Origin of the sequence: Streptomyces sp. NPDC046931, from assembly GCF_040644655.1 — a bacterium.
In the GTDB taxonomy this organism is placed as follows: Bacteria; Actinomycetota; Actinomycetes; order Streptomycetales; family Streptomycetaceae; genus Streptomyces.
Window position 1 is genome coordinate 198,149 of record NZ_JBEYWX010000010.1, and the last position, 19,138, is coordinate 217,286.

The following is a 19,138-nucleotide window of genomic DNA, read 5'->3' on the forward strand; positions in this document are numbered from 1 at the left end:
CGGTACGCCGCGGGTCACCCGTTGTGCCAAGGTGCGCGGCCGTACCCTGCGGGGCGGCCCCACCAGGAGATGAGCGCCGGACCGGGTGGCGGATACCGTTAAGGCGTGCAGTCAGCAGCAAGTGAAACCCCCAAGCGGCCGTCCGAAGGCCGTCTCCACCGGGCACGCGCCCTGTACCGGAACGTCTCCAAGCGCAGGACCGCCTGGCTGCTGCTGAAGGACACGGTCAACTCGTGCATGGAATACCGGATCCTCGGGCTCGCGGCCGAGGCGGCGTTCTTCACGCTGCTGTCCGTGCCGCCGCTGCTGCTCAGCCTCATCGGGCTGCTCGGCTACGTCGACGCCTGGACCGGCGCCGACACCATCCAGAGCCTGGAGCGCAACCTCCTGGAGGCGTCCCGCACGGTCCTGTCCGACAAGGGCGTCACGCAGATCGCCCAGCCGATCCTGCACGACGTGATGAAGGGCGGCCGGCCCGACGTCATCTCCATCGGCTTCCTGTTCGCCCTGTGGTCCGGATCCCGGGCGGTGAACGTCTTCATCGACACGATCACGGTGATGTACGGGCTCGACGGCACCCGGGGGATCGTGAAGACCCGGCTGCTGGCGTTCGTCCTGTTCATCGTGGCGCTGCTGATCGGCTCGGTGGCCCTGCCGCTGATGGTCGCGGGGCCGGACGCGGTGGTGAACGTCGTGCCGTGGTCCACGACGGTGGTCGAGGTCCTGTACTGGCCGGTGGTCATCGTCCTGTCGATCGTGTTCCTGACGACCCTCTACCACGTGTCCGTGCCGGTGCGCTCTCCGTGGGTCGAGGACGTGCCCGGCGCCCTGGTGGCCCTCGGGATGTGGGTGCTGGGCAGCTTCCTGCTGCGTATCTACCTGACCCAGACGATCGAGGGGCCGACGATCTACGGTTCGCTCGCCGCGCCCGTGGCCGTGCTGCTGTGGATCGGGGTGTCCGCCTTCGCCGTCCTGGTCGGCGCCGCCGTCAACGCGGCCATCGACCGGGTGTGGCCCGCCGCGGCCACGGCCGCGGCCCGTGCGGCCAACGAGCGGCTGCGGCAGGAGCAGGCCGCCGAGTACGTGGCCCGCACCGCCGCGGCGCGCGCCGCCGACCCGGACGATCCCGACATGCCCTCCGAGTTCCCCGAGCGCTGGTCCCGCTTCCTGCCCCCGGAGGACGTGACGTCCCGCCTGCGCACCCATGCGCGCAGCGCACCCCAGCAGCAGCCCCACAAGAAGGACGAACAGAGGGGGGACTGACCAGCGCCTGTGGAGGTGCGCGGTCGTCCGGCGACCGCACCTGCCCGCCGTCCGGGAGTTCACGGCCGAGCGGTGCGACTTCCGCTCCCCTTCCGGTAGTTCGTGCGCCGGTGTGTGCCCCCGTCCGTGTGGCGGGGAAGGGATGAGATGCCCGGCCGGACGGGGAAGAGATGCAGTGAGGCGGACAGTCCTGCCCGCGGGCGGTGAGGAGAGACCGTATGGAGCGCGCGGACGAGGCGAGCACAGAGCCGGCCGACACGGCGGACCCCGTGGTCCGCACCCCCTTTGGAGCCGTGCGTGGACGGTACGAGCGCGGGATCGCCGTCTTCCGCGGCATCCCCTTCGCCGCTCCGCCCTTCGGCCCGCACCGCTTCCGTCCGCCCGTACCGCCCGAGCCCTGGGGCGGGGTGCGCGACGCGGGCGCGTTCGGGCCGACGCCCCCGAAACCGCCGTACTCGGAGGCATTCGCCCGCTATCTGTCCGACCCGGTGGTCGCCGGCGACGACTGCCTCAACCTCAACGTCTGGACGCCGGCACCGGACCCGGGGGCCCGGCTGCCGGTCATGGTGTGGATCCACGGCGGTGCCCTGACCCGCGGCTCCTCCGCCGTGCCGGTCTACGACGGCAGCTCCTTCGCCCGCGACGGGATCGTCCTCGTCTCCTTCAACTACCGCCTCGGTGTGGAGGGGTACGGCCTGTTCCCGGACGCCCCGCCCAACCCGGGGCTGCGTGACCAGCTCGCCGCCCTGGAGTGGGTGCACGACGCCGTCGCCGCGTTCGGCGGGGACCCGGACCGGGTGACCGTCTTCGGCGAGTCCGCGGGCGCCATCAGCATCGGCGCGCTGCTGGCCAGTCCCCGCGCCCGGGGACTGTTCCACCGGGCCGTGCTCCAGAGTGGGCCGCCCGAGTCGATGGAACGGGACAAGGTGCGGCGCCTGGTGCGGCGCATGGCGACCCGGCTGAAGGTACCGGCCACCGCGGCCGCGTTCGCCGAGGTGGACCGGACGCTGCTGGCCGAGACCCAGGCGGAGGTCGGCCGCCGGGCCGCCCCGATTCTCGGCGGCCCCGCCTTCGGGATCGTCGTCGACGGAGACCTGGTGCCCCATGACCCGCTTCAGGCGCTGCTCGACGGCGCCGCCCGGGACGTACCCCTGCTCCTCGGCTGGACCAGTGAGGAGCACCGGCTGTGGCTCGTGCCCGCCGGGCTGACCGAACACATCGACCGGCTGGGCACGGTGGCGCTGGCCGGGGCGATGGCCCGCTGCCACTGCGGTCCCGAGGTGCCACGCGGCTACCGGACCGCCCACCCGGGCGCCCCGGCCTCCGAGCTGGTGGGCCAGATGGTCACCGACCATCTGCTCAGGTATCCGCTGCACCGGCTGGCCGGCTCCCGGACGGGCGGGGACCGCGCCGCCTCGTACGTCTACGAGTTCGCCTGGCGCTCCCGCCTGCCCGGTCTCGGCGCCTGTCACGCCCTGGAGCTGGGCTTCGTGTTCGACAGCGCGGAGGTGCCGGAGTCGGCGAAACTGGCCGGTCCGGACGCGCCCCGCGAGCTCGCCCGCGAGATGCACACGGCATGGGTACGTTTCGCGCGGGACGGCGACCCGGGCTGGCCCGTCTGGGACGACACCCACCCCGTGCGCGTCTTCGGCGGCGAGGGGGACCCCGTGGTGTACGGCCCCCGGGACGCGGAGATGGCGCTGTGGGAGGCGGCGTCCACCCGCCCGGAGCCCGTGCCCGCCTCACCGGGCGCCGGAACCGGCGCGCTCCTCAGGGGCGGGCCCCCGCTGTCGGCCGTACGACGCCTGCGCCGGCCGGGGCCCACCTTCCGGCAGTGAGACGGGAGAGACGAGGGGACGAAGGGACGAGTGCGCCGGAGATCAGGCCGGCGCCGCGCCCGTCGTACTCCCCGGCTTCCCGAGCGTTCCGGCGATCGACGTGATCGTCTCCGGGCCCACCCGGCAGCACCCCCCGATCAGCCGGGCCCCGGCCGCGCGCCAGCCCGTGACCTGCGCGGCGGTGAACGTGGTGCGGCCGTCCCAGGCGCGGGCCTCGGCGTCCCACCTCTCGCCGCTGTTCGGGTAGGCCACCACCGGCTTGCCGGTCACGCGCGCGGCAGTCTCCACCGCGGTGTCCACGTCCTCGGGCGCGCAGCAGTTCACACCCACCGCGATCACCTCCTCCACGTCGGCGGCCGGCGCGAACGCCTCCTCAAGGGGCTGCCCGGCGCGTGTGCGGTCGCCGGAGACGGTGTACGACAGCCAGGCGGGCACGCCGAGTCCACGCACCGCCCTCAGCAGCGCCGTTGCCTCGTCCGCGTCGGGGACCGTCTCCAGGGCCAGTACGTCGGGGCCGGCCGCGGCCAGCACCTCCAGGCGCGGACGGTGGAACCTCTCCAGCTCGGCGATCGTGAGGCCATAGCGGCCCCGGTACTCGGAGCCGTCCGCGAGCATCGCCCCGTACGGACCGGCCGACGCCGCCACCCACAGCGGGCGTGTGATCCCCCGGGCGCGTGCCCGTGCCGCCGCCTCGCGGGCCAGGCCGACACTGAGGGCGAGCAGCCCGGCCGCGCGGCCGAGGTCGATACCGTGCCGGGCGAAGCCCTCGAAGGTCGCCTGGTAGCTGGACGTGATCGCCACGTCCGCGCCCGCGAGGAAGTACGCGAGGTGCGCCTCGGCGATCGCCTCGGGCCGCTCCGCGAGCAGCCGCGCGGACCACAACGCGTCGCTCAGGTCGTGCCCGGCCGCCTCCAGCTGGTTCGACAGGCCGCCGTCCAGGACCACCGTCCCGGCGGTGAGGGCTTCGGCGAGGGTGGGAGTGCTGTCGCTGGCCATGACACGACGCTAGTCGAAGGACACCCGGACGCCCGGGCGCCTTCGGCGGGCGGGCACCCGTCCCGTCGCCCGCCGCTAGCCGACCCGGATGCCCACGATGCAGGTGTCGTCGTCGGTGTCCGACTTGCTGTAGGTCAGGAGGCGGTCCAGCTGCTGGTCCAGCATGGGGGGCACGGTCCGCGCGGCCGTCAGCAGCTGGGCGAGGGACTCCTCCACGGAGCGGTCACGGCGCTCGATCAGACCGTCCGTGTACATCAGCAGTGTGTCCTCGACGGCCAGCTGGACCTCGTGCTCCTCGTACACCGCCTCCGGTACGGCGCCCAGCAGCATGCCCCTGACCAGGGGCAGCGCCGCGGCCTCGCCGCCGCGTACCAGGACGGGCGGCAGATGGCCCGCCCTGGCCCAGCGCAGGGTGCGGCGGCGGGGGTCGTACAGCCCGCAGACCGCCGTGGCGGTGACCGCGCCGGTCAGATGGTGCGCCACCATGTTGAGCCAGGACAGCAACTGGGCGGGCCCGGCGCCCGTCACGGCGAGGCCCCGCAGCGCATTGCGCAGCACGACCATGCTTGTGGCCGCCTCGATGCCGTGTCCGGCGACGTCGCCCACGCACAACAGCACCAGCCGGGACGGCAGGACGAACGCGTCGTACCAGTCGCCGCCCACCAGCTGCTCCGTCTCCGCGGGCCGGTAGCGCACCGCCACATGCAGGCCGTCGGCCTCCAGCGGGGCCTGGGCCGGCGGCATGATGGCGTGCTGCAACTGCAAGGTGAGCCGGTTGCGCTCACTCGCCTGCTGTTCGGTGTGCGCGAGCTGGTCCCGGGTCGCGGAGAGCGCGACCTCCGTCCAGTGCTGCGCGGAGATGTCCTGGTAGGCGCCACGTACGACGAACAGCCGCCCGTCGGAGTCCAGGACCGGTTCGGCCACCACGCGGATGTGACGGGTGACCCCGTCGGGGCGTTGCAGCCGGAAGGCCGTGGAAGCGGGCCGCCGCTGATGGAGCAGGGTGCGCAGGAACCTGCCGATGGCGACGGCGTCGTCGGGATGCGCGTGCGCGGACAGGTCCTCCAGGGGCACCGGAGCGCTCGACGCGGGCTTGCCGTAGAGGGCGAAGAGCTGGCCGTTCCAGGTGATCTCGCCGGTGAGCAGGTTCTCCTCGAAACCGCCGATGCGGCCGAGGCGCTGGGCGTGCTGGAGCAGACTCGCGAGACGTGCCGACTCGTCCTCGATGCGCCAGATGAGCAGCACGCTGTTGGCGTGCCGGCTGATGCTGATGTCGGCGACCGCCGCCAGCGGGACGTCGCCCACCAGGGCGGTGAGCCTCATCCGGTTGGCGCGGAAGGGCTCGCCCGTGGCGTAGACACGCTCTATCCGCTCGAACAGCTCGCTGTGCCCGGCGGCCATCGGGTACGCCTCCAGCAGCAGGGCACCGTTGACGACGCCCCGAGGCCGTCCGGCCGGGTCGAGGAAGCGGCTGTTGGCGTGCTGGATACGGAAGTCGACGAGTTCCCCGTCGGCGTCGAGGTGCGGCACCAGCACCAGAGCGGGGTCGTGCAGCCCGTCCGCCAGGTCCATCAGCTCCGCGGCGTCCGGCACGACGCGCGGCTTGGCCTCCTCGCCGGGGTGCAGCCGCGCAGAGGTTTCCAGGGTGTGGGCGCACAGCTCGGCCAAGGCCTCGATCTGACGGACTATCTGCGGCGGCTGCCGCTCCAGCGGGACGGGCCAGGCGATCTCCAGCACCCCGTGGATACGTCCGCCGGCACCGGCCGGCAGGGCCACCCTTCCGCCGTCCGGATGCTGGTACCGGCCGATGGAGGGCAGACCGGTCTCGGACAGGGAGGCGATCCACTGCCCCGCACGCTCGGCGAGACCGCGACGCGCCACGGTCGCAACGCCCGGGGGCACATACCGCCAGCGGCCGGCCTCCGCCGCCGAGAAACCGGCGCAGCCCGCGAGTGTGAGGGAGCCGTCCGAGCCCACGGCCCAGATGGCGACGGCCTCCGCGCCGAGCGGGGTCAGGGCGTGCTCCAGCAGGGAGTCGGCGACCGCCTGGGTGTCGTCGGCGGCCAGCGCGCCGCTCTCGGCGGCCCGCAGCCGTACGGCGGGGGACCGGCCCTGCGGCGCGCCCGGGTCCGCCGCGCCCTCCGCCGGGCCGCCGTGGCTCGTCGCGGCCAGGAAGGCCGAGGTGACCTCCGAGACCCGGTCGCGGGCCGCCTGGTTGATGACCTCGACGGCGAATTCGAGCGGTGTCGCGCCCGCCTGCTCGGTCAGCTCGGCGAGTTGCCGGGCCGCCTGTGCGGGTCCGCAGCCCAGCCGTTCGACCAGGATGCCCTTGGCGAGTTCGATCAGGGCACGTCCGTCGGCCTCGGCGTGCGCCGACAGCGCCTCGCGCCGCAGCCGTTCGACGGTGGCCGCCAGCCTTCCGACGGGGGAGGCGGAGGGCCGCGCCGCGCCACCCGGCTCCGCCGGACCGCTGCCGGCCGGCTCCGGCGCTTCGGTGCCTGCCGGATGCGCGGCGGGCGGCTCGGGGGGCTGCTGGGGAATGCTCACGGTTGGCCTGTTCCTCGGCTGGGACGTCCAAGGACGCCGTACTGAGGGCGCCGGTCGGCGCCCGGTCGGCAGATGCACACGGCGGGCGTCCCCCTCAGACGGGCAGCCAGCGCCGGACGCAGGCGATGAGGTCGCCGGTGTCCACGGGCTTGGTGACGTAGTCGTTCGCCCCGGACGCGAGGCTCTTCTCCTGATCGCCCGGCATCGCCTTCGCCGTGACGGCGATGATGGGCAGGTCCGCGTACTGGGGCATCGTACGAATCTCGGCCGTGGCGGCGTAACCGTCCATCTCCGGCATCATCACGTCCATCAGCACCACCGCGACGTCGGGGTGGGACAGCAGTGTCTCGATGCCCTTGCGGCCGTTCTCCGCGTGCAGCACGTGGAAGCCGTGCAGCTCCAGGATCCCGCTCAGCGCGAAGAGGTTGCGCGCGTCGTCGTCGACCACCAGCACCGTACGGCCGAGGAACGCGCCGTCCACCGGCTGTGTGGCCGTGTGCTGCGGCTCCTCGGTGCGGACCAGGGACAGCACGTCTCCCGGCTCCTCGGCGGACAGATGCAGGGTGATGTGCTCGCGCAGCTCGTCCAGGCTGGACAGGAAGTCCAGTTGCCGGCCCCCCGAGCGGGACCGCAGGGCTTGCTCCTGGGCCAGGTCCACCCGGTGGCCGCTGTGCACGAGCACGGGAACGCTCGCCAGCGCCGAGTCGCCCTGCATCGCGTCCAGGAAGTGCGAGGCCTCCTCGTCCGGCATGCCGAGTTCGAGGACGACGCAGTGGCATGGTTCGGCGGCCAGCGCGCTCGCCGCCTCCTGCGCCCCGATGGCGGTGATGATGTCGATCGCCCCGCGCGCGTCGCCGGTGTCGTGGTCGTGCGCGATGTCCGCGACCGCGCTCTCCGCGACCAGGGTCAGCAGACCGCGCGGGCGCTCCTCGACCACCAGCAGCCGGCGCCTGCGCTGCCCGGGCACCGCCGGCGCGGCGGAGGAGTCCGGACGCGGGGCCGGCACCACCTCGGAGGGCACCGTGCGGGCGGACAGCTCCGGCGGCCGGGCGCTGCCGTCCATCAACTCCTCGAAGTCCGGGCGCGCCACGGGCAGATACAGGGTGAAGGTGCTGCCCTGACCGGGCGTGCTGTCGACCGTGACGGCGCCACCGAGCAGATGGGCGATCTCCCGGGTGATCGACAGACCGAGGCCGGTGCCGCCGTACTTGCGGCTGGTCGTCCCGTCCGCCTGCTGGAACGCCCCGAAGATCGTCTCCAGTTGCTGCTGGGGGATGCCGATGCCGGTGTCCTTCACCCGGAAGGCCACGATGGTCCCGCCGCGGAGGACTCCCCCGGGCACCTCCTGGTCCGCAGCCGGTTCGATGCGCAGCTCGACGCTTCCCTGCTCGGTGAACTTGACCGCGTTGGACAGCAGGTTGCGCAGGATCTGGCGCAGCCGGGAGTCGTCGGTGAGCAGATCGGCCGGGGCGCCCGGGGCCGTGGTCACCGTGAACTCCAGGCTCTTCTGTGTGGTCATCGGCCGGAACGTCGCCTCGACGTACTCCAGCAGCTGCCGCAGCGAGACCCGTTCCGGGCTGACGTCCATCTTGCCCGCCTCGACCTTCGACAGGTCGAGGATGTCGTTGATCAGCTGGAGCAGGTCGGAGCCCGCGGAGTGGATGATGCCCGCATACTCGACCTGCTTCGGGGTGAGGTTGCGCGAGGGGTTCTGGGCGAGCAACTGGGCCAGGATGAGCAGGCTGTTGAGCGGAGTGCGCAGTTCGTGGCTCATGTTCGCCAGGAACTCCGACTTGTACTTGGAGGCCAGCGCCAGCTCCTGGGCGCGGGTCTCCAGTTCCTGCCGGGCCTGTTCGATCTGGAGGTTCTTGGCCTCGATGTCGCGGTTCTGCGAGGCGAGCAGGGACGCCTTCTCCTCCAGCTCGGCGTTGGAACGCTGGAGTTCGTCCTGCTGGACCTGCAACTCCTCGGACCGGGCCTGGAGTTCCGTGGTCAGCCGCTGGGACTCCTCCAGCAGCTCGTCCGTACGTGCGTTGGCCACGATGGTGTTGAGGTTGACGCCGATGGTCGGCATCAGCTGGCCCAGGAAGTCCTGGTGGATCTGGGTGAAGCGGGTGACGGACGCCAGCTCGATGACGCCGAGCACCTGCTCCTCGACCACGATGGGCAGCACCACCAGGGCGCTCGGCACGACCTGGCCGAGGCCCGAGGAGATGGTCACGTATCCCGGCGGAAGCTCCTCCACGACGATGGCGCGGCGGTTGCGCGCGGCCTGGCCGACCAGCGAGCGGCCCACGGGGATACGGGTGGGCCGTTGCTCGCCGTCCGGGAAGCCGTACGAGCCCACCAGCCGCAGCTCGGGCCCGCGGTCGGTGTCCTCCGCCAGGTAGAAGGCGCCGTACTGGGCCGCCACCAGGGGCGTCAGCTCGTCCATGATCAGCTCGGCGACGACGGGCAGGTCGCGGTGGCCCTGCATCAGGCTGGAGATCCGGGCGAGGTTGGTCTTCAGCCAGTCCTGCTCCTGGTTGGCCCGTGTGGTCTCGCGCAGGGACTCCACCATGGAGTTGATGTTGTCCTTGAGCTCGGCGACCTCGCCGGAGGCCTCCACGTTGATCGAGCGGGTCAGGTCGCCCTCGGCGACCGCGCTCGCGACCTCGGCGATCGCGCGGACCTGCCGGGTGAGGTTCCCGGCCAGTTCGTTGACGTTCTCCGTCAGCCGCTTCCAGGTGCCCTCGACACCTTCCACCTCGGCCTGTCCGCCGAGCCGCCCCTCGCTGCCCACCTCCCGCGCCACGCGGGTGACCTCGGCGGCGAACGACGAGAGCTGGTCGACCATCGTGTTGATGGTGGTCTTCAGTTCGAGGATCTCGCCGCGGGCGTCGACGTCGATCTTCTTCGACAGGTCGCCGTTGGCCACCGCGGTCGTCACCAGCGCGATGTTGCGCACCTGGCCGGTGAGGTTGTTGGCCATCGAGTTGACGTTGTCCGTGAGGTCCTTCCACGTGCCCGCCACATTGGGGACGTGCGCCTGGCCGCCCAGCCGTCCCTCGGTGCCGACCTCGCGGGCCACGCGGGTGACCTCGTCGGCGAACGCGGAGAGCGTGTCGACCATGGTGTTGATGACGTCCGCGAGGGCCGCGACCTCGCCCTTCGCCTCGACGGTGATCTTCTGCGACAGGTCGCCGCGCGCCACCGCGGTGGCGACCTGGGCGATCGAGCGGACCTGGCCCGTGAGGTTCGACGCCATCACATTGACGTTGTCCGTCAGGTCCTTCCAGGTCCCCGAAACACCCCGGACGATGGCCTGTCCGCCGAGGTTGCCCTCGGTGCCGACCTCGCGGGCGACGCGGGTGACCTCGTCGGCGAAGGCGGAGAGCTGGTCGACCATCGTGTTGATGGTGTTCTTCAGTTCGAGGATCTCGCCGCGGGCGTCGACGGTGATCTTCTGGGAGAGGTCGCCCTGGGCGACCGCGGTGGCCACCTGGGCCACGTTGCGGACCTGTGCGGTGAGGTTGCCCGCCATGAAGTTGACCGAGTCGGTGAGGTCGCGCCAGGTGCCCTTGACCCCCTTGACGTCCGCCTGACCGCCGAGCCGCCCCTCGGTGCCGACCTCGCGGGCGACGCGGGTGACCTCGTCGGCGAAGGCGGAGAGCTGGTCGACCATCGTGTTGATGGTGTTCTTCAGTTCGAGGATCTCGCCGCGGGCGTCGACGGTGATCTTCTGGGAGAGGTCGCCCTGGGCGACCGCGGTCGTCACCTGGGCGATATTGCGGACCTGGGAGGTCAGATTGCCCGCCATGAAGTTGACGGAATCGGTGAGGTCGCGCCAGACGCCGCCGACGCCGGGCACCTGGGCCTGACCGCCGAGCCGCCCCTCGCTGCCGACCTCGCGGGCGACACGGGTGACCTCGTCGGCGAAGGCGGAGAGCTGGTCGACCATCGTGTTGACGGTCTCCTTCAGCTGGAGGATCTCGCCGCGCGCGGGCACGTCGATCTTCTGCGACAGATCACCCTTGGCCACCGCCGTCGCCACCTGGGCGATGTCACGGACCTGGGTGGTCAGATTGCCCGCCATGGCGTTGACCGAGTCGGTCAGGTCGGCCCAGGTGCCGGAGACCCCGGGCACCTCCGCCTGACCGCCGAGCGTGCCCTCGGTCCCCACCTCGCGGGCCACACGCGTCACCTCGGAGGTGAACACGGACAACTGGTCCACCATGCCGTTGAAGACGGTGGCGATGTCGCCGAGCAGGCCCTCGCCGTCGGACGGCAGCCGTGTGCCGAAGTCGCCGTCCCGTACCGCGGTCAGTCCGGCCAGCAGTTGCCGCAGCTCCTGCTCGCCCGGAGCCCGCCGTACGGTCTCGGTCGTCCTGCTGGTCATGCGCACCCTCGTTCCGCTCCCCAGGAGTCCCCGCGCCGAGGACTCGGAACCGCGCCGGGGCCGTGGCCGGCCCCGCTCATCGCCCCGCATTTTCGCAGTTCACGGATCTGCCCGATAAGAAAATCCGTCGCAGATTAACTCAGTTGTCGTGCGACAACCAAAGCCTCGCGCAAATATCCCAGACGGGCGAATCGGTAGGCGAGAAGTGTGCATACCGACGGCGACCCGGGGTACTGAAGACAGTTTGCCGATGCCCTGGACGCGATCGCCGTCTCACTGCGGTTCCGGCAGTGGGGCGAGGCCGAGTACTTCCTCGCGGTACCGGTTGACCGCGGCCCAGGCCGCCTCGGGCTCCGCCGCGAGTTTGGCCCGGGCGGCGGTGAGGCGGTCGACGGGTTCGGGGCCCGCGCCACGCAGGGCCTGGAGGTGGCGGGGCAGGCGATCGGAGACGTCGTCGGCGAAGGTGCGCAGGAGTGCGGCGCCCAGCCCCAGATAGGCCCGCACCTGAGTGACGGCCTTGGCGACTTCGTACTCGCCGGCGGGGACGAGAGGCGCGTTGCCGACGACCTCCTCCCAGGCGTCGGCGCGAGCCGGGGCCTCGGAGGCGCTCCCGATCCAGCGGGCGGCAGCCGGGGCCTGGGGACTGGTGAGGGCGGAGACGTGGCGGCTCTGGGCGGAGAGCACGGTACGGGCGTCGTTCTCGATCAGACGGACTACGAGCGTGTGCATGTCAGTGGTGTTGTGCAGCGCTCGGTCGGTCGCCAGGCTCATCACCGTACGCAGCAGATCGCGCGGTAGCCCGCCGGACAGCATTTGACACACCCAGAGATACGGTTCGGGAAGCCACACACCGCGCAGTTCGAGGAGCCTGCGCGCCTGTGCGAGATCCAGCGGACGCACGGCGACGAGTTGGTCGAAGGCGCTGTCGAAAGCGGTACGAATGTCGACCACATGCCGACCGAAGGCCGTCAGGGCGTCCTGGGAGACCGCGACAAGGAAGTGACAGCCCCTGATGCCGAAGACGACCTTGAGGTCGTTGAGGAAGCGTTCGGCAGCCTGGGCGTCGCCGAGCTTGTCGAGTTCGTCGATGCCGATGACGACGCGCCCGCCGGCAGGGCGGCGCTCCAGCGCGATCATGTCGAGCAACGCCCGGAACCGGGCCACCAGCTCAGGGTAGGTGAGTACTTGTTCGGTGTGCTGGACCTGGGCGCCGTCGGAGAGCTGGAGCCCCGCGGGCAGGCTGAGCTGGGCGTTGCGTCCGCGCATCACCGACAGCTGATAGCGCAAGGTGCGCAGGTGATGAGCCGCCACGGTTTCGGCGTCCGCGAAGGAGCCGACAGCGCGGTGCCCGGCGCGGGCGGACAGCACGAAGGCCCAGATCAGTCCCGCGCAGATAAGTGCGACACCACTGGCGACCAGCAGGGTACGCAGGTGTGCCGTGGCGGTTGCCGCCGCCGCGTTCAGCTGTGGCCACAGCAAAGTGACCGCGACGACCGCGAGGCCCGCAACAGTGGTGAGACCCGCGCCGATACGGAGTACCCGCGCTCGGCGACGGGCCGGGTCGGGACCGGGCCGTCCGCCCTCGGCGGCCGTGTCGCCGGTGATGCCCCGACACACCTCCGCGAACAGGTGGATGAGGAACTCGCGGGGATCATACGACGTGGGCGCGGCGACCAGGACGAGCAGGTCTTCGGAGGTGGAGGTGGGGCCATGGGTGCAAAACCGCTCCATGAGATGCGACTTCCCGGCGCCGCGTGGCCCGCTGACGCCGATACTGGCGCTGTCCAGCTCCCCGAGGTCGAAAGCGATCTGCTGGGACGCGGCCGTCTCCACGAAGCTGTCGGAGTGACGGGCCCCGGTGAGACGGGAGAGATCGATGGCGGGGAAGGCCGGGGTCGTCGTGGTGTCCTCGCTCACCCGGAGCCGACTCCTGATCAGCGGCATGACTCCGTCCCGCGCCACGACGTTCAGCCAGTCCTGGCGCGCCTGGAGCGCGGCCTCACGATGCCGGGCCCGGGAACGGGGCAGGACGGGCCAGCCGCGAGGATTGTCGTCACGCAGAGCGCGGGCCCGCGCGACATGGGGCCGTGCGTAGAACCAGGCAAGGAGAGACGCACCGGCGACCCCCGACGCGGGCAGGAGCGCCGTCCTCAGCAGACCGTCGGAGACCACCGGAGCCAGGAGCGGGGGCAGCGCGGAATACAGGCCGGCCACGACCCCGGCACGGTGCGACAGGGGCAGCTGGGAACCGTGTGTCCGAGCCCGCGTGGCGCGCCGCCGACGCACCGAGAGCGTGAGAGCGACGCCCAGAACGGCGAGAGCCGCGCTCTCGGCCCCCGGGAGGTTCTCGCGAGCGCCCGCCGACAGGAGTTCGGCCCCCCATACGGCGCCCCCGGCCACCAGAGCGGCTGCCGCGTAGATCCGGGCCGCGGTGGTCTGGGCCCACCAGGGCCGGCGCACCGCGGCCCTCATCCGCTCCTGGGCACGTTGAAACCGTTGATAGGCATCGCGTCCCGGGCTCGCGACGGCGGCGAGCTCCTCGTCCAGAACACGGTGGGTGAGTGTCTCTATGTCGGCCTCTGCCTGCGTTGCAGCCTCAGGGTCGCGATCCGCCCGGTACGCGCGATAGGCGACGGACTCCGGCAGATCCAAGACCTCGGCCAGGATCTCCGCCTGAAACCTCTGCACGGCACGGAGATGGGGCAGTTGCACGGCCCGGGCGGCGAACACGTCGAGGACCATGCGGTGACGGAAGGCATAGCAGCCGCCGCCGTACCCGTCGGCGGGCATGAGCAGCCCTCGTTCCTGTGCCTCCTGGAGAAAGCGCCCCAGCCGCCAGGGCAACTCGCCGTCGAGCGCGAGGCGGAAGTGGACCAGCCGGTATCGGCCCCACGCGCTGCCGGTGAGCAGGAAGGCCATCCACAGGCAGAGCGGGGGCACCACCCATACGAGCCAGGCGAGCAAGTCACCGTGCGGGGCCTGTGCAGCCCAGGCGAAACGCGCGGAGGGCAGATACAGGAGAAGAGCCACGGCGGCCGAGACGGCCAGCGCGCACCGGAGATCCCGGCTCAGGTCACCGGCCGACCGCCCGGGTTCGGCGCCGGTATTCGCGCGCACGCACGGGATCACACAGCCGATGAGCGCGCAGCACACCAGAAGGACCACGCGCCCGGGGGTCGACACTGCGGTGCCCAGGGTCTCGCTGCGCAGCGCCGAAGGCACGAGAAAGACCAGCATCCCGGGCAGCGCACCCGCGGCGATGGCGGCGGCCATCCCCCTGATACGGCCTCTCCGGCCGGCTCTTCCGAGGGCAGGCGGTGTGAGGCGCAGGGGGATCGGACGCCGCAGAAGCTCCAGGGCCACGAGCCCTGTTGCCGCGCACGGAAAGAGAGCCACGATTGCCAGAGGCGGGTTCACAGCGGCGATCAGAGGCAGTGGAAGCAGCAGCAGTCCAAGCCGCACGCCCCACAGCACGCCCCGGGACTGGTAGGCCCGCGCCATACGCCACCACAGCAACGCACCGTCGTTCTCCCGACCCATGGCGTCGGTCAGCAGCGTCAGATGCTGCCTCCCGGCCGCCCTGTCCCAGCCGTCGAAGCTGGCTGTCGGGTCGGCGGTGTCGAAGATGCGCGCCATGACCGCGGCAGCGTCGGGAAACGCTCCGCGGTCCGTCAGCTCGACGAGTTCGCGGTGTCCGGGCCGCGAGTAGCTGGTGAGGGCCAGCATCAGCGTGACCGGCGACGACAGTGCCTGGGCAAGCGGCCCGGCCGGGTCCCTCGCCACCGCCTCGGCGACGACTCGCCAGCCTCTTCCAGGAGCGGCCCCCAACAGACAGTCGGCGATGGCGGACGCCGACAGCGGCTCGACCACCACCGCGGTGCCCAGCGCGCGAACCGCCACGTCGGACAGCTCGTCGTAGGCATCCCTCCGGCACGTCACGATGTGCGCCGGGAAAGCGGACAGCCAGCGGCCCAACAGCGGTACCACGGAGTCGCGCTGGGCGGAGGGCATCTCGTCCAGACCGTCCAGCACTGGAAGAACCAGGCCTTGGCGGACCAGGTCGGCGGTCACGTCCCTGGGGCAGTCGTAGACGTCGGTGAGGTGGTCCAGCAGCAAGGTGTCCAGCGGCTTCGTGGGGTCCCAGTGAGCGACCGGAATGCGTACTGGCACCGGATCGCCCTGGTCGCGGTTCCTGATCAGGGCGAGCATGAGTGCGACAACAAGGGTGGTCTTGCCTGCCCCGGGTGCACCGGTGATCACCAGGCGTCGGGGGCGGAGAGAGTGGTAGAAGTCGAGGATGCCGGGGAGGGCGGCGGACGGATTGGAGCCGAGACGTCCTGCAGGCAGGGCTGAGGCGTCCCGGCTGCTCGCGGGGTGCAGCGTATAGGTGAGGTCGATGAGGTGGGGGCCGGCACCGATTTGCCGCCGAAGCGTCCAGGACTCGCGCTCGGACACCTGGCTGGCCAGGATGTGCGCCCATCTGCGGACGTCTGCGGAGTCGTCGCCTTCGGCCTGTCTGCGGAGTGTCAGGACGGACAGGAGGAAGCCGGCAACGCCGAGGGGCAGGCCCAGCAGGGCTGCGCTGTCCTCCAAATGGAGCCTGTCACCGGTGAACTGCCACACGGCGTAGGCAACGGTGGCCGCCAAGCTGGCGACCGCGCAGACACCGAAGACCAGTGTGCGCCTACGCCGATACCCCCGAAACCCAGCCATGATCCGATGATCCCGTCGACCACGCTGCAGTGAGGCCGGTTTGGTGCATTTACCGAAGGCGAGATGCCGAATGTCCCGTCTCCCCTACCTCATCGGAGGGTCGGTCCGCATCGTGACAACCCGCACACGTCCGTTTACGGTGCGACGGGGTACCTGGGTCTGGTGCGCGACGCGCTGTTGACGCAGGATTTGATACCGGAGGGTCTCTCACGTTCGCCGTGAGACCCTGACGTGCGGGGCGAGCACGCCGGCGTGCGCCCCCGCCCGCGATCCCCTGGGGCGTCCCGACCGGAACCGGGGCGCCCCAGGTCCCGCCCGGTCAGCGACGCGGCGTGTCCACCACGCTCGCCGCGAACTCCCGGGATGCTCGGCCGCCACGGAGGCGGTCCGTTGCGGCAGCCCGCCGCGTGAGTCGGCTCCCGCCGCCAGGGTGAAAGGCGCCGACGCCAAGGCGTCCAGGTCCGGCACGTACGCGGTGAACCGGGTCAGGACGCGCGTCGGGAAGAGTGCCATGGGGCTGCTCGACTCCTCCACGGCGGACGGTGGCTGTCCGCCCTCCGGCGGAGTGGCGGTGCCGGCCAGACCGGCGGCGCGATAGGTGTCGTACACCTCCGCGAACATCGCCGACTTCCGCTCGACATCCGGCAGAGCCCGCACCACCGGAGGCTCGTGCGCGATGACATGCCGCAGCCGCTCCGGATGGCGGGTGAGTAGATCGAGTACGGCGATACCGTCCGAACCGAAGCCGTGCGGTGAGCTTGTCGAAGCCGGCCTCGTCCGCGAGTTCGGCGGCGGCCGGCCCGCTCCTGCCTAGGAGCGGGGACGGTGGTTGTGCGTGGCGAACCCCACGAACTCCTCCCACGCGGTGGGGGCGAGGGCGAGCCGGGGGCCGCCGGGGTTCTTGGAGTCCCGGACGTGGACGGTGGTGGGGTCGGTGGCCATCTCGACACAGTCGCCGTCACCACTACTGCTGTAGCTGCTCTTGAACCAAGCCAGTTCGGTGGTGCTCATAGCGCTCCTCGCATCCGTTCGAGCAGGCTCCGGGTCTCGCCCGGGGACAGAGCCTGTGAGCGCAGTTTCGCATAGCGCATGTGAAGCACACTGATTGCTTTCGGGTCGGCGACGAACTGGCCGCTTCGCTGTCCTTCGCAGTATCCGAACCACTCGTTGTCCGGGGTTTCCAGCAGCTGGATGGGTCCGGCCAGTCCCGCGTGGGCGCCGAGTGCCATGGGGAGCAGTTGGAGCTCGACGTTGCGGGCCTTGGTCACCTCCAGGATGTGGCAAATCAGCTCACGAGTGATGACCCGCCCGCCGGTGCCCCGTCGGATGACGTACTCCTCCACGATGAAGCTGAACGCCGCATCGGGACGGTCGCTCAACAGGCGCTGCCGTTCCTCGCGCGCGGCAAGCTGGGCCTCGATCTGAGAGTCCGTGAGCACCGGCACCTGCTCGTCGAAGAGAAGCCGCGCATACGCCTCCGTCTGCAAAAGCCCCGGCACCAACCGGTTCTCGAACGTGTGCAGACTGATCGCCTGCTCCTCCAGCTCCGCCCACTGCCGGAACCAGGACGCCAGCCCCTTCTCCCGTCCGACGTGCTTGTAGGCGCCCTTCAACGCGCCGAAGGCGTCCAGCACCTCTTCCGCGCGCTCCACGAACACCCGCGGCGGGAAGCGCCGCCCCTGCTCGATCGACGCGACCGTCGACGGCTGGTACCGCACCAGCGGGGCGTATTCCTCCTGTGTGAGTCCCGCGCGCTTGCGGAAGGCCTTGTGGACCGCCCCGAAGCCTTTCAGACTGTCGGACGACTCCGGCTCGTTCGTGGTGCCGATGGTGCTGTCGGTCATGCCGCGGAACCCCCGAGTGCGCACTGCTGCCAACCCCGCCAAGTCCCATATGGTCACGCACCGTTACGCGCACTGTCCATTCGGTGGACTCGTACGGTCCGCGGCGTACGAGTGCCGTACCTGGTTCGACGCCTCTGACGTCGGGGACCGTCGAGCCATGCACGCAGACCCACAGATCCATGACCCCGTTACCGTACGTACGTTCACCCAGCTCTTCAGCTGTACGCCGCGAGGCGCTCGGCTCGCGCGGCGGCTCGTGGCGAACCGGATGGACCTCTGGGGGTTCCCGTACGACAGCGATCCGAGCGAGAACGTGACCCTCGTCGTCCGCCGAACTGGCCGCCAATGCCGTCCGCCATGGCCGCGTGCCGGGGCGGGACTTCCGTGTGCGGCTGGTGCTGCGGGACGGTGTCGTACGCGTCGAGGTCGCAGACGGGCGGACCGAGCGGCTGCCCGTGCTGCGGACCCCCGGTGGCGAGGGCGGGAACGGGCTGCCGATCGTCGCCGCGATCGCCCAGCGATGGGGTGCGGACCCGCGGCCCGGCTGCGCGTACAAGGTGGTCTGGGCGGAGGTGCGGGTGTGGAGGCCCGCTGGCGGCCGGCCGGAACTGCCGTGAACGGTTCGGTTGCCGGAAGGTTCGGCACCTCGGTCATCGCTCGACGAGTTCGGCCAGCATGGCGCTGGTCGTCTCGTCGACCGGCAGGAACGCCTCGAGTCGCAGTTCGGCGACGGTGACGTCGACCGCTGTGCCGAAGTGGGTGAGCGTCGTGATGAGTCTGAACTCGCGGCCGTCGTCCGGGTCGTGTGCCCGCAGACGCAGCGGTACGGCGAAGCCGAGATGGTCCGGTGACTCACGCGGCCGAGGTGGCGCCAGGCCGGTGAGTTCGCAGGCCGGATGGTGCAGTTGTTCGTCGGGGTTGCGTACGCATTCGGCCTGGACGCGGTCGATGATGTGCCAGGCCCATTCGTCCAGGTTGACGATGCGCTTGGCGAGGCCCTGAGGATGGAGCGGCACGCGGGGAACGCTCACCGGCGGTACGAGCAGTTGGGGGGCGCGCCCCGGCGGTGAGCGCATGGAACGCTGCGTTGGCCGGGACGAGATCGCCGTGCCGGTCCACGACCACCGCCGGGTACGGCAGGTGGCCGTGCAAGATCCGTTCGAGGGCTGTGCGAATCGGCTCGAGCCAGGCGTCGTCCGGACGGGTCTGCGGGTAGACGGGGGCGAATCCGGCCGCGAGGAGCAGTTCGTTGCGCTCGCGGATCGGTACCTCCAGGGATTCGGCCAGTCGGATGATCACGGAGCGGCCGGGTGCCGATCCCCCGCTCTCGATGAAACCGACGTGCCACTGCGTGGTTCCGGCGCGCATGGCCAGTTCCAGCTGACTGACACGCCGGCGGGTGCGCCATGCGCGCAACGCGCCGGCGAGCCCGCTTCCGGCCGGTTCGCTGATCACCCCTCCTGTGTAACCCCTCGGCCGCCGGTCGGCCATTCCCTGTGGGGAATGGCCCGGGTGCGGCTTTCGCGGCGCATCCTCAGCGACCACCGGTTCATCGAAGG

The 19,138-nt window shown here is 71.2% G+C and carries 10 protein-coding genes and 2 pseudogenes; 4 read left to right on the forward strand and 8 right to left on the reverse strand.

What is annotated here, in order from left to right; all coding sequences use genetic code 11:
- Window positions 1-105: 105 nt before the first annotated feature.
- Window positions 106-1,263 (forward strand): YihY/virulence factor BrkB family protein, encoded by a 1,158-nt coding sequence (locus ABZ876_RS20015; RefSeq protein WP_361782537.1) that lies wholly within the window; start codon window positions 106-108, stop codon window positions 1,261-1,263.
- A gap of 218 nt (window positions 1,264-1,481) precedes the next feature.
- Window positions 1,482-3,101: a carboxylesterase family protein gene (locus ABZ876_RS20020; RefSeq protein ID WP_361782540.1), complete on the forward strand. Its 1,620-nt coding sequence runs from the start codon at window positions 1,482-1,484 to the stop codon at window positions 3,099-3,101.
- A 42-nt stretch (window positions 3,102-3,143) separates the two neighbouring features.
- Here the strand turns inward: ABZ876_RS20020 and mmuM are convergent, their stop codons facing one another.
- The 4 genes from mmuM to ABZ876_RS20040 all read right to left on the reverse strand — a co-directional run bounded on the left by mmuM (window position 3,144) and on the right by ABZ876_RS20040 (window position 15,669).
- Window positions 3,144-4,097 carry a homocysteine S-methyltransferase gene (gene mmuM / locus ABZ876_RS20025; protein ID WP_361782543.1) on the reverse strand — a complete coding sequence of 318 codons (954 nt, stop codon included), beginning with the start codon at window positions 4,095-4,097 and terminating at the stop codon, window positions 3,144-3,146.
- Window positions 4,098-4,172: 75 nt separating this feature from the next.
- Entirely contained in the window at window positions 4,173-6,638 is a 2,466-nt protein-coding gene (locus ABZ876_RS20030; protein ID WP_361782699.1) for a SpoIIE family protein phosphatase, read from the reverse strand.
- 100 nt (window positions 6,639-6,738) lie between these two features.
- A complete protein-coding gene (locus ABZ876_RS20035) occupies window positions 6,739-11,022 on the reverse strand; it encodes a HAMP domain-containing protein (protein ID WP_361782546.1) in 4,284 nt (1,427 codons plus the stop codon).
- A 273-nt stretch (window positions 11,023-11,295) separates the two neighbouring features.
- A complete protein-coding gene (locus ABZ876_RS20040) occupies window positions 11,296-15,669 on the reverse strand; it encodes an NACHT domain-containing protein (protein WP_361782549.1) in 4,374 nt (1,457 codons plus the stop codon).
- A gap of 177 nt (window positions 15,670-15,846) precedes the next feature.
- Here ABZ876_RS20040 and ABZ876_RS20045 point away from each other — a divergent pair.
- Window positions 15,847-15,957 (forward strand): annotated as a pseudogene (locus ABZ876_RS20045) (carbohydrate esterase); the annotation flags it as partial.
- Here the strand turns inward: ABZ876_RS20045 and ABZ876_RS20050 are convergent.
- The 3 genes from ABZ876_RS20050 to ABZ876_RS20060 form a co-directional block, all read right to left on the reverse strand.
- Window positions 15,943-16,392 carry a hypothetical protein gene (locus ABZ876_RS20050; protein ID WP_361782552.1) on the reverse strand — a complete coding sequence of 150 codons (450 nt, stop codon included), beginning with the start codon at window positions 16,390-16,392 and terminating at the stop codon, window positions 15,943-15,945. The pseudogene ABZ876_RS20045 and the gene ABZ876_RS20050 overlap by 15 nt on opposite strands.
- Window positions 16,393-16,545: 153 nt before the next feature.
- A complete protein-coding gene (locus tag ABZ876_RS20055; RefSeq protein ID WP_361782555.1) occupies window positions 16,546-16,746 on the reverse strand; it encodes a DUF397 domain-containing protein in 201 nt (66 codons plus the stop codon).
- Complete coding sequence (locus tag ABZ876_RS20060) at window positions 16,743-17,579, reverse strand: helix-turn-helix transcriptional regulator (protein ID WP_361782558.1); 837 nt, start codon at window positions 17,577-17,579, stop codon at window positions 16,743-16,745. The genes ABZ876_RS20055 and ABZ876_RS20060 overlap by 4 nt, the downstream gene beginning before the upstream one ends.
- Before the next feature lie 365 nt (window positions 17,580-17,944).
- On the opposite strand from ABZ876_RS20060, the gene ABZ876_RS20065 reads away from it, so the two are divergent.
- Window positions 17,945-18,196 (forward strand): ATP-binding protein, encoded by a 252-nt coding sequence (locus ABZ876_RS20065; RefSeq protein WP_361782561.1) that lies wholly within the window; start codon window positions 17,945-17,947, stop codon window positions 18,194-18,196.
- A gap of 33 nt (window positions 18,197-18,229) precedes the next feature.
- Here ABZ876_RS20065 and ABZ876_RS20070 read toward each other — a convergent pair.
- Window positions 18,230-19,034 (reverse strand): annotated as a pseudogene (locus tag ABZ876_RS20070) (helix-turn-helix transcriptional regulator).
- Between the last annotated feature and the right edge of the window lie 104 nt (window positions 19,035-19,138).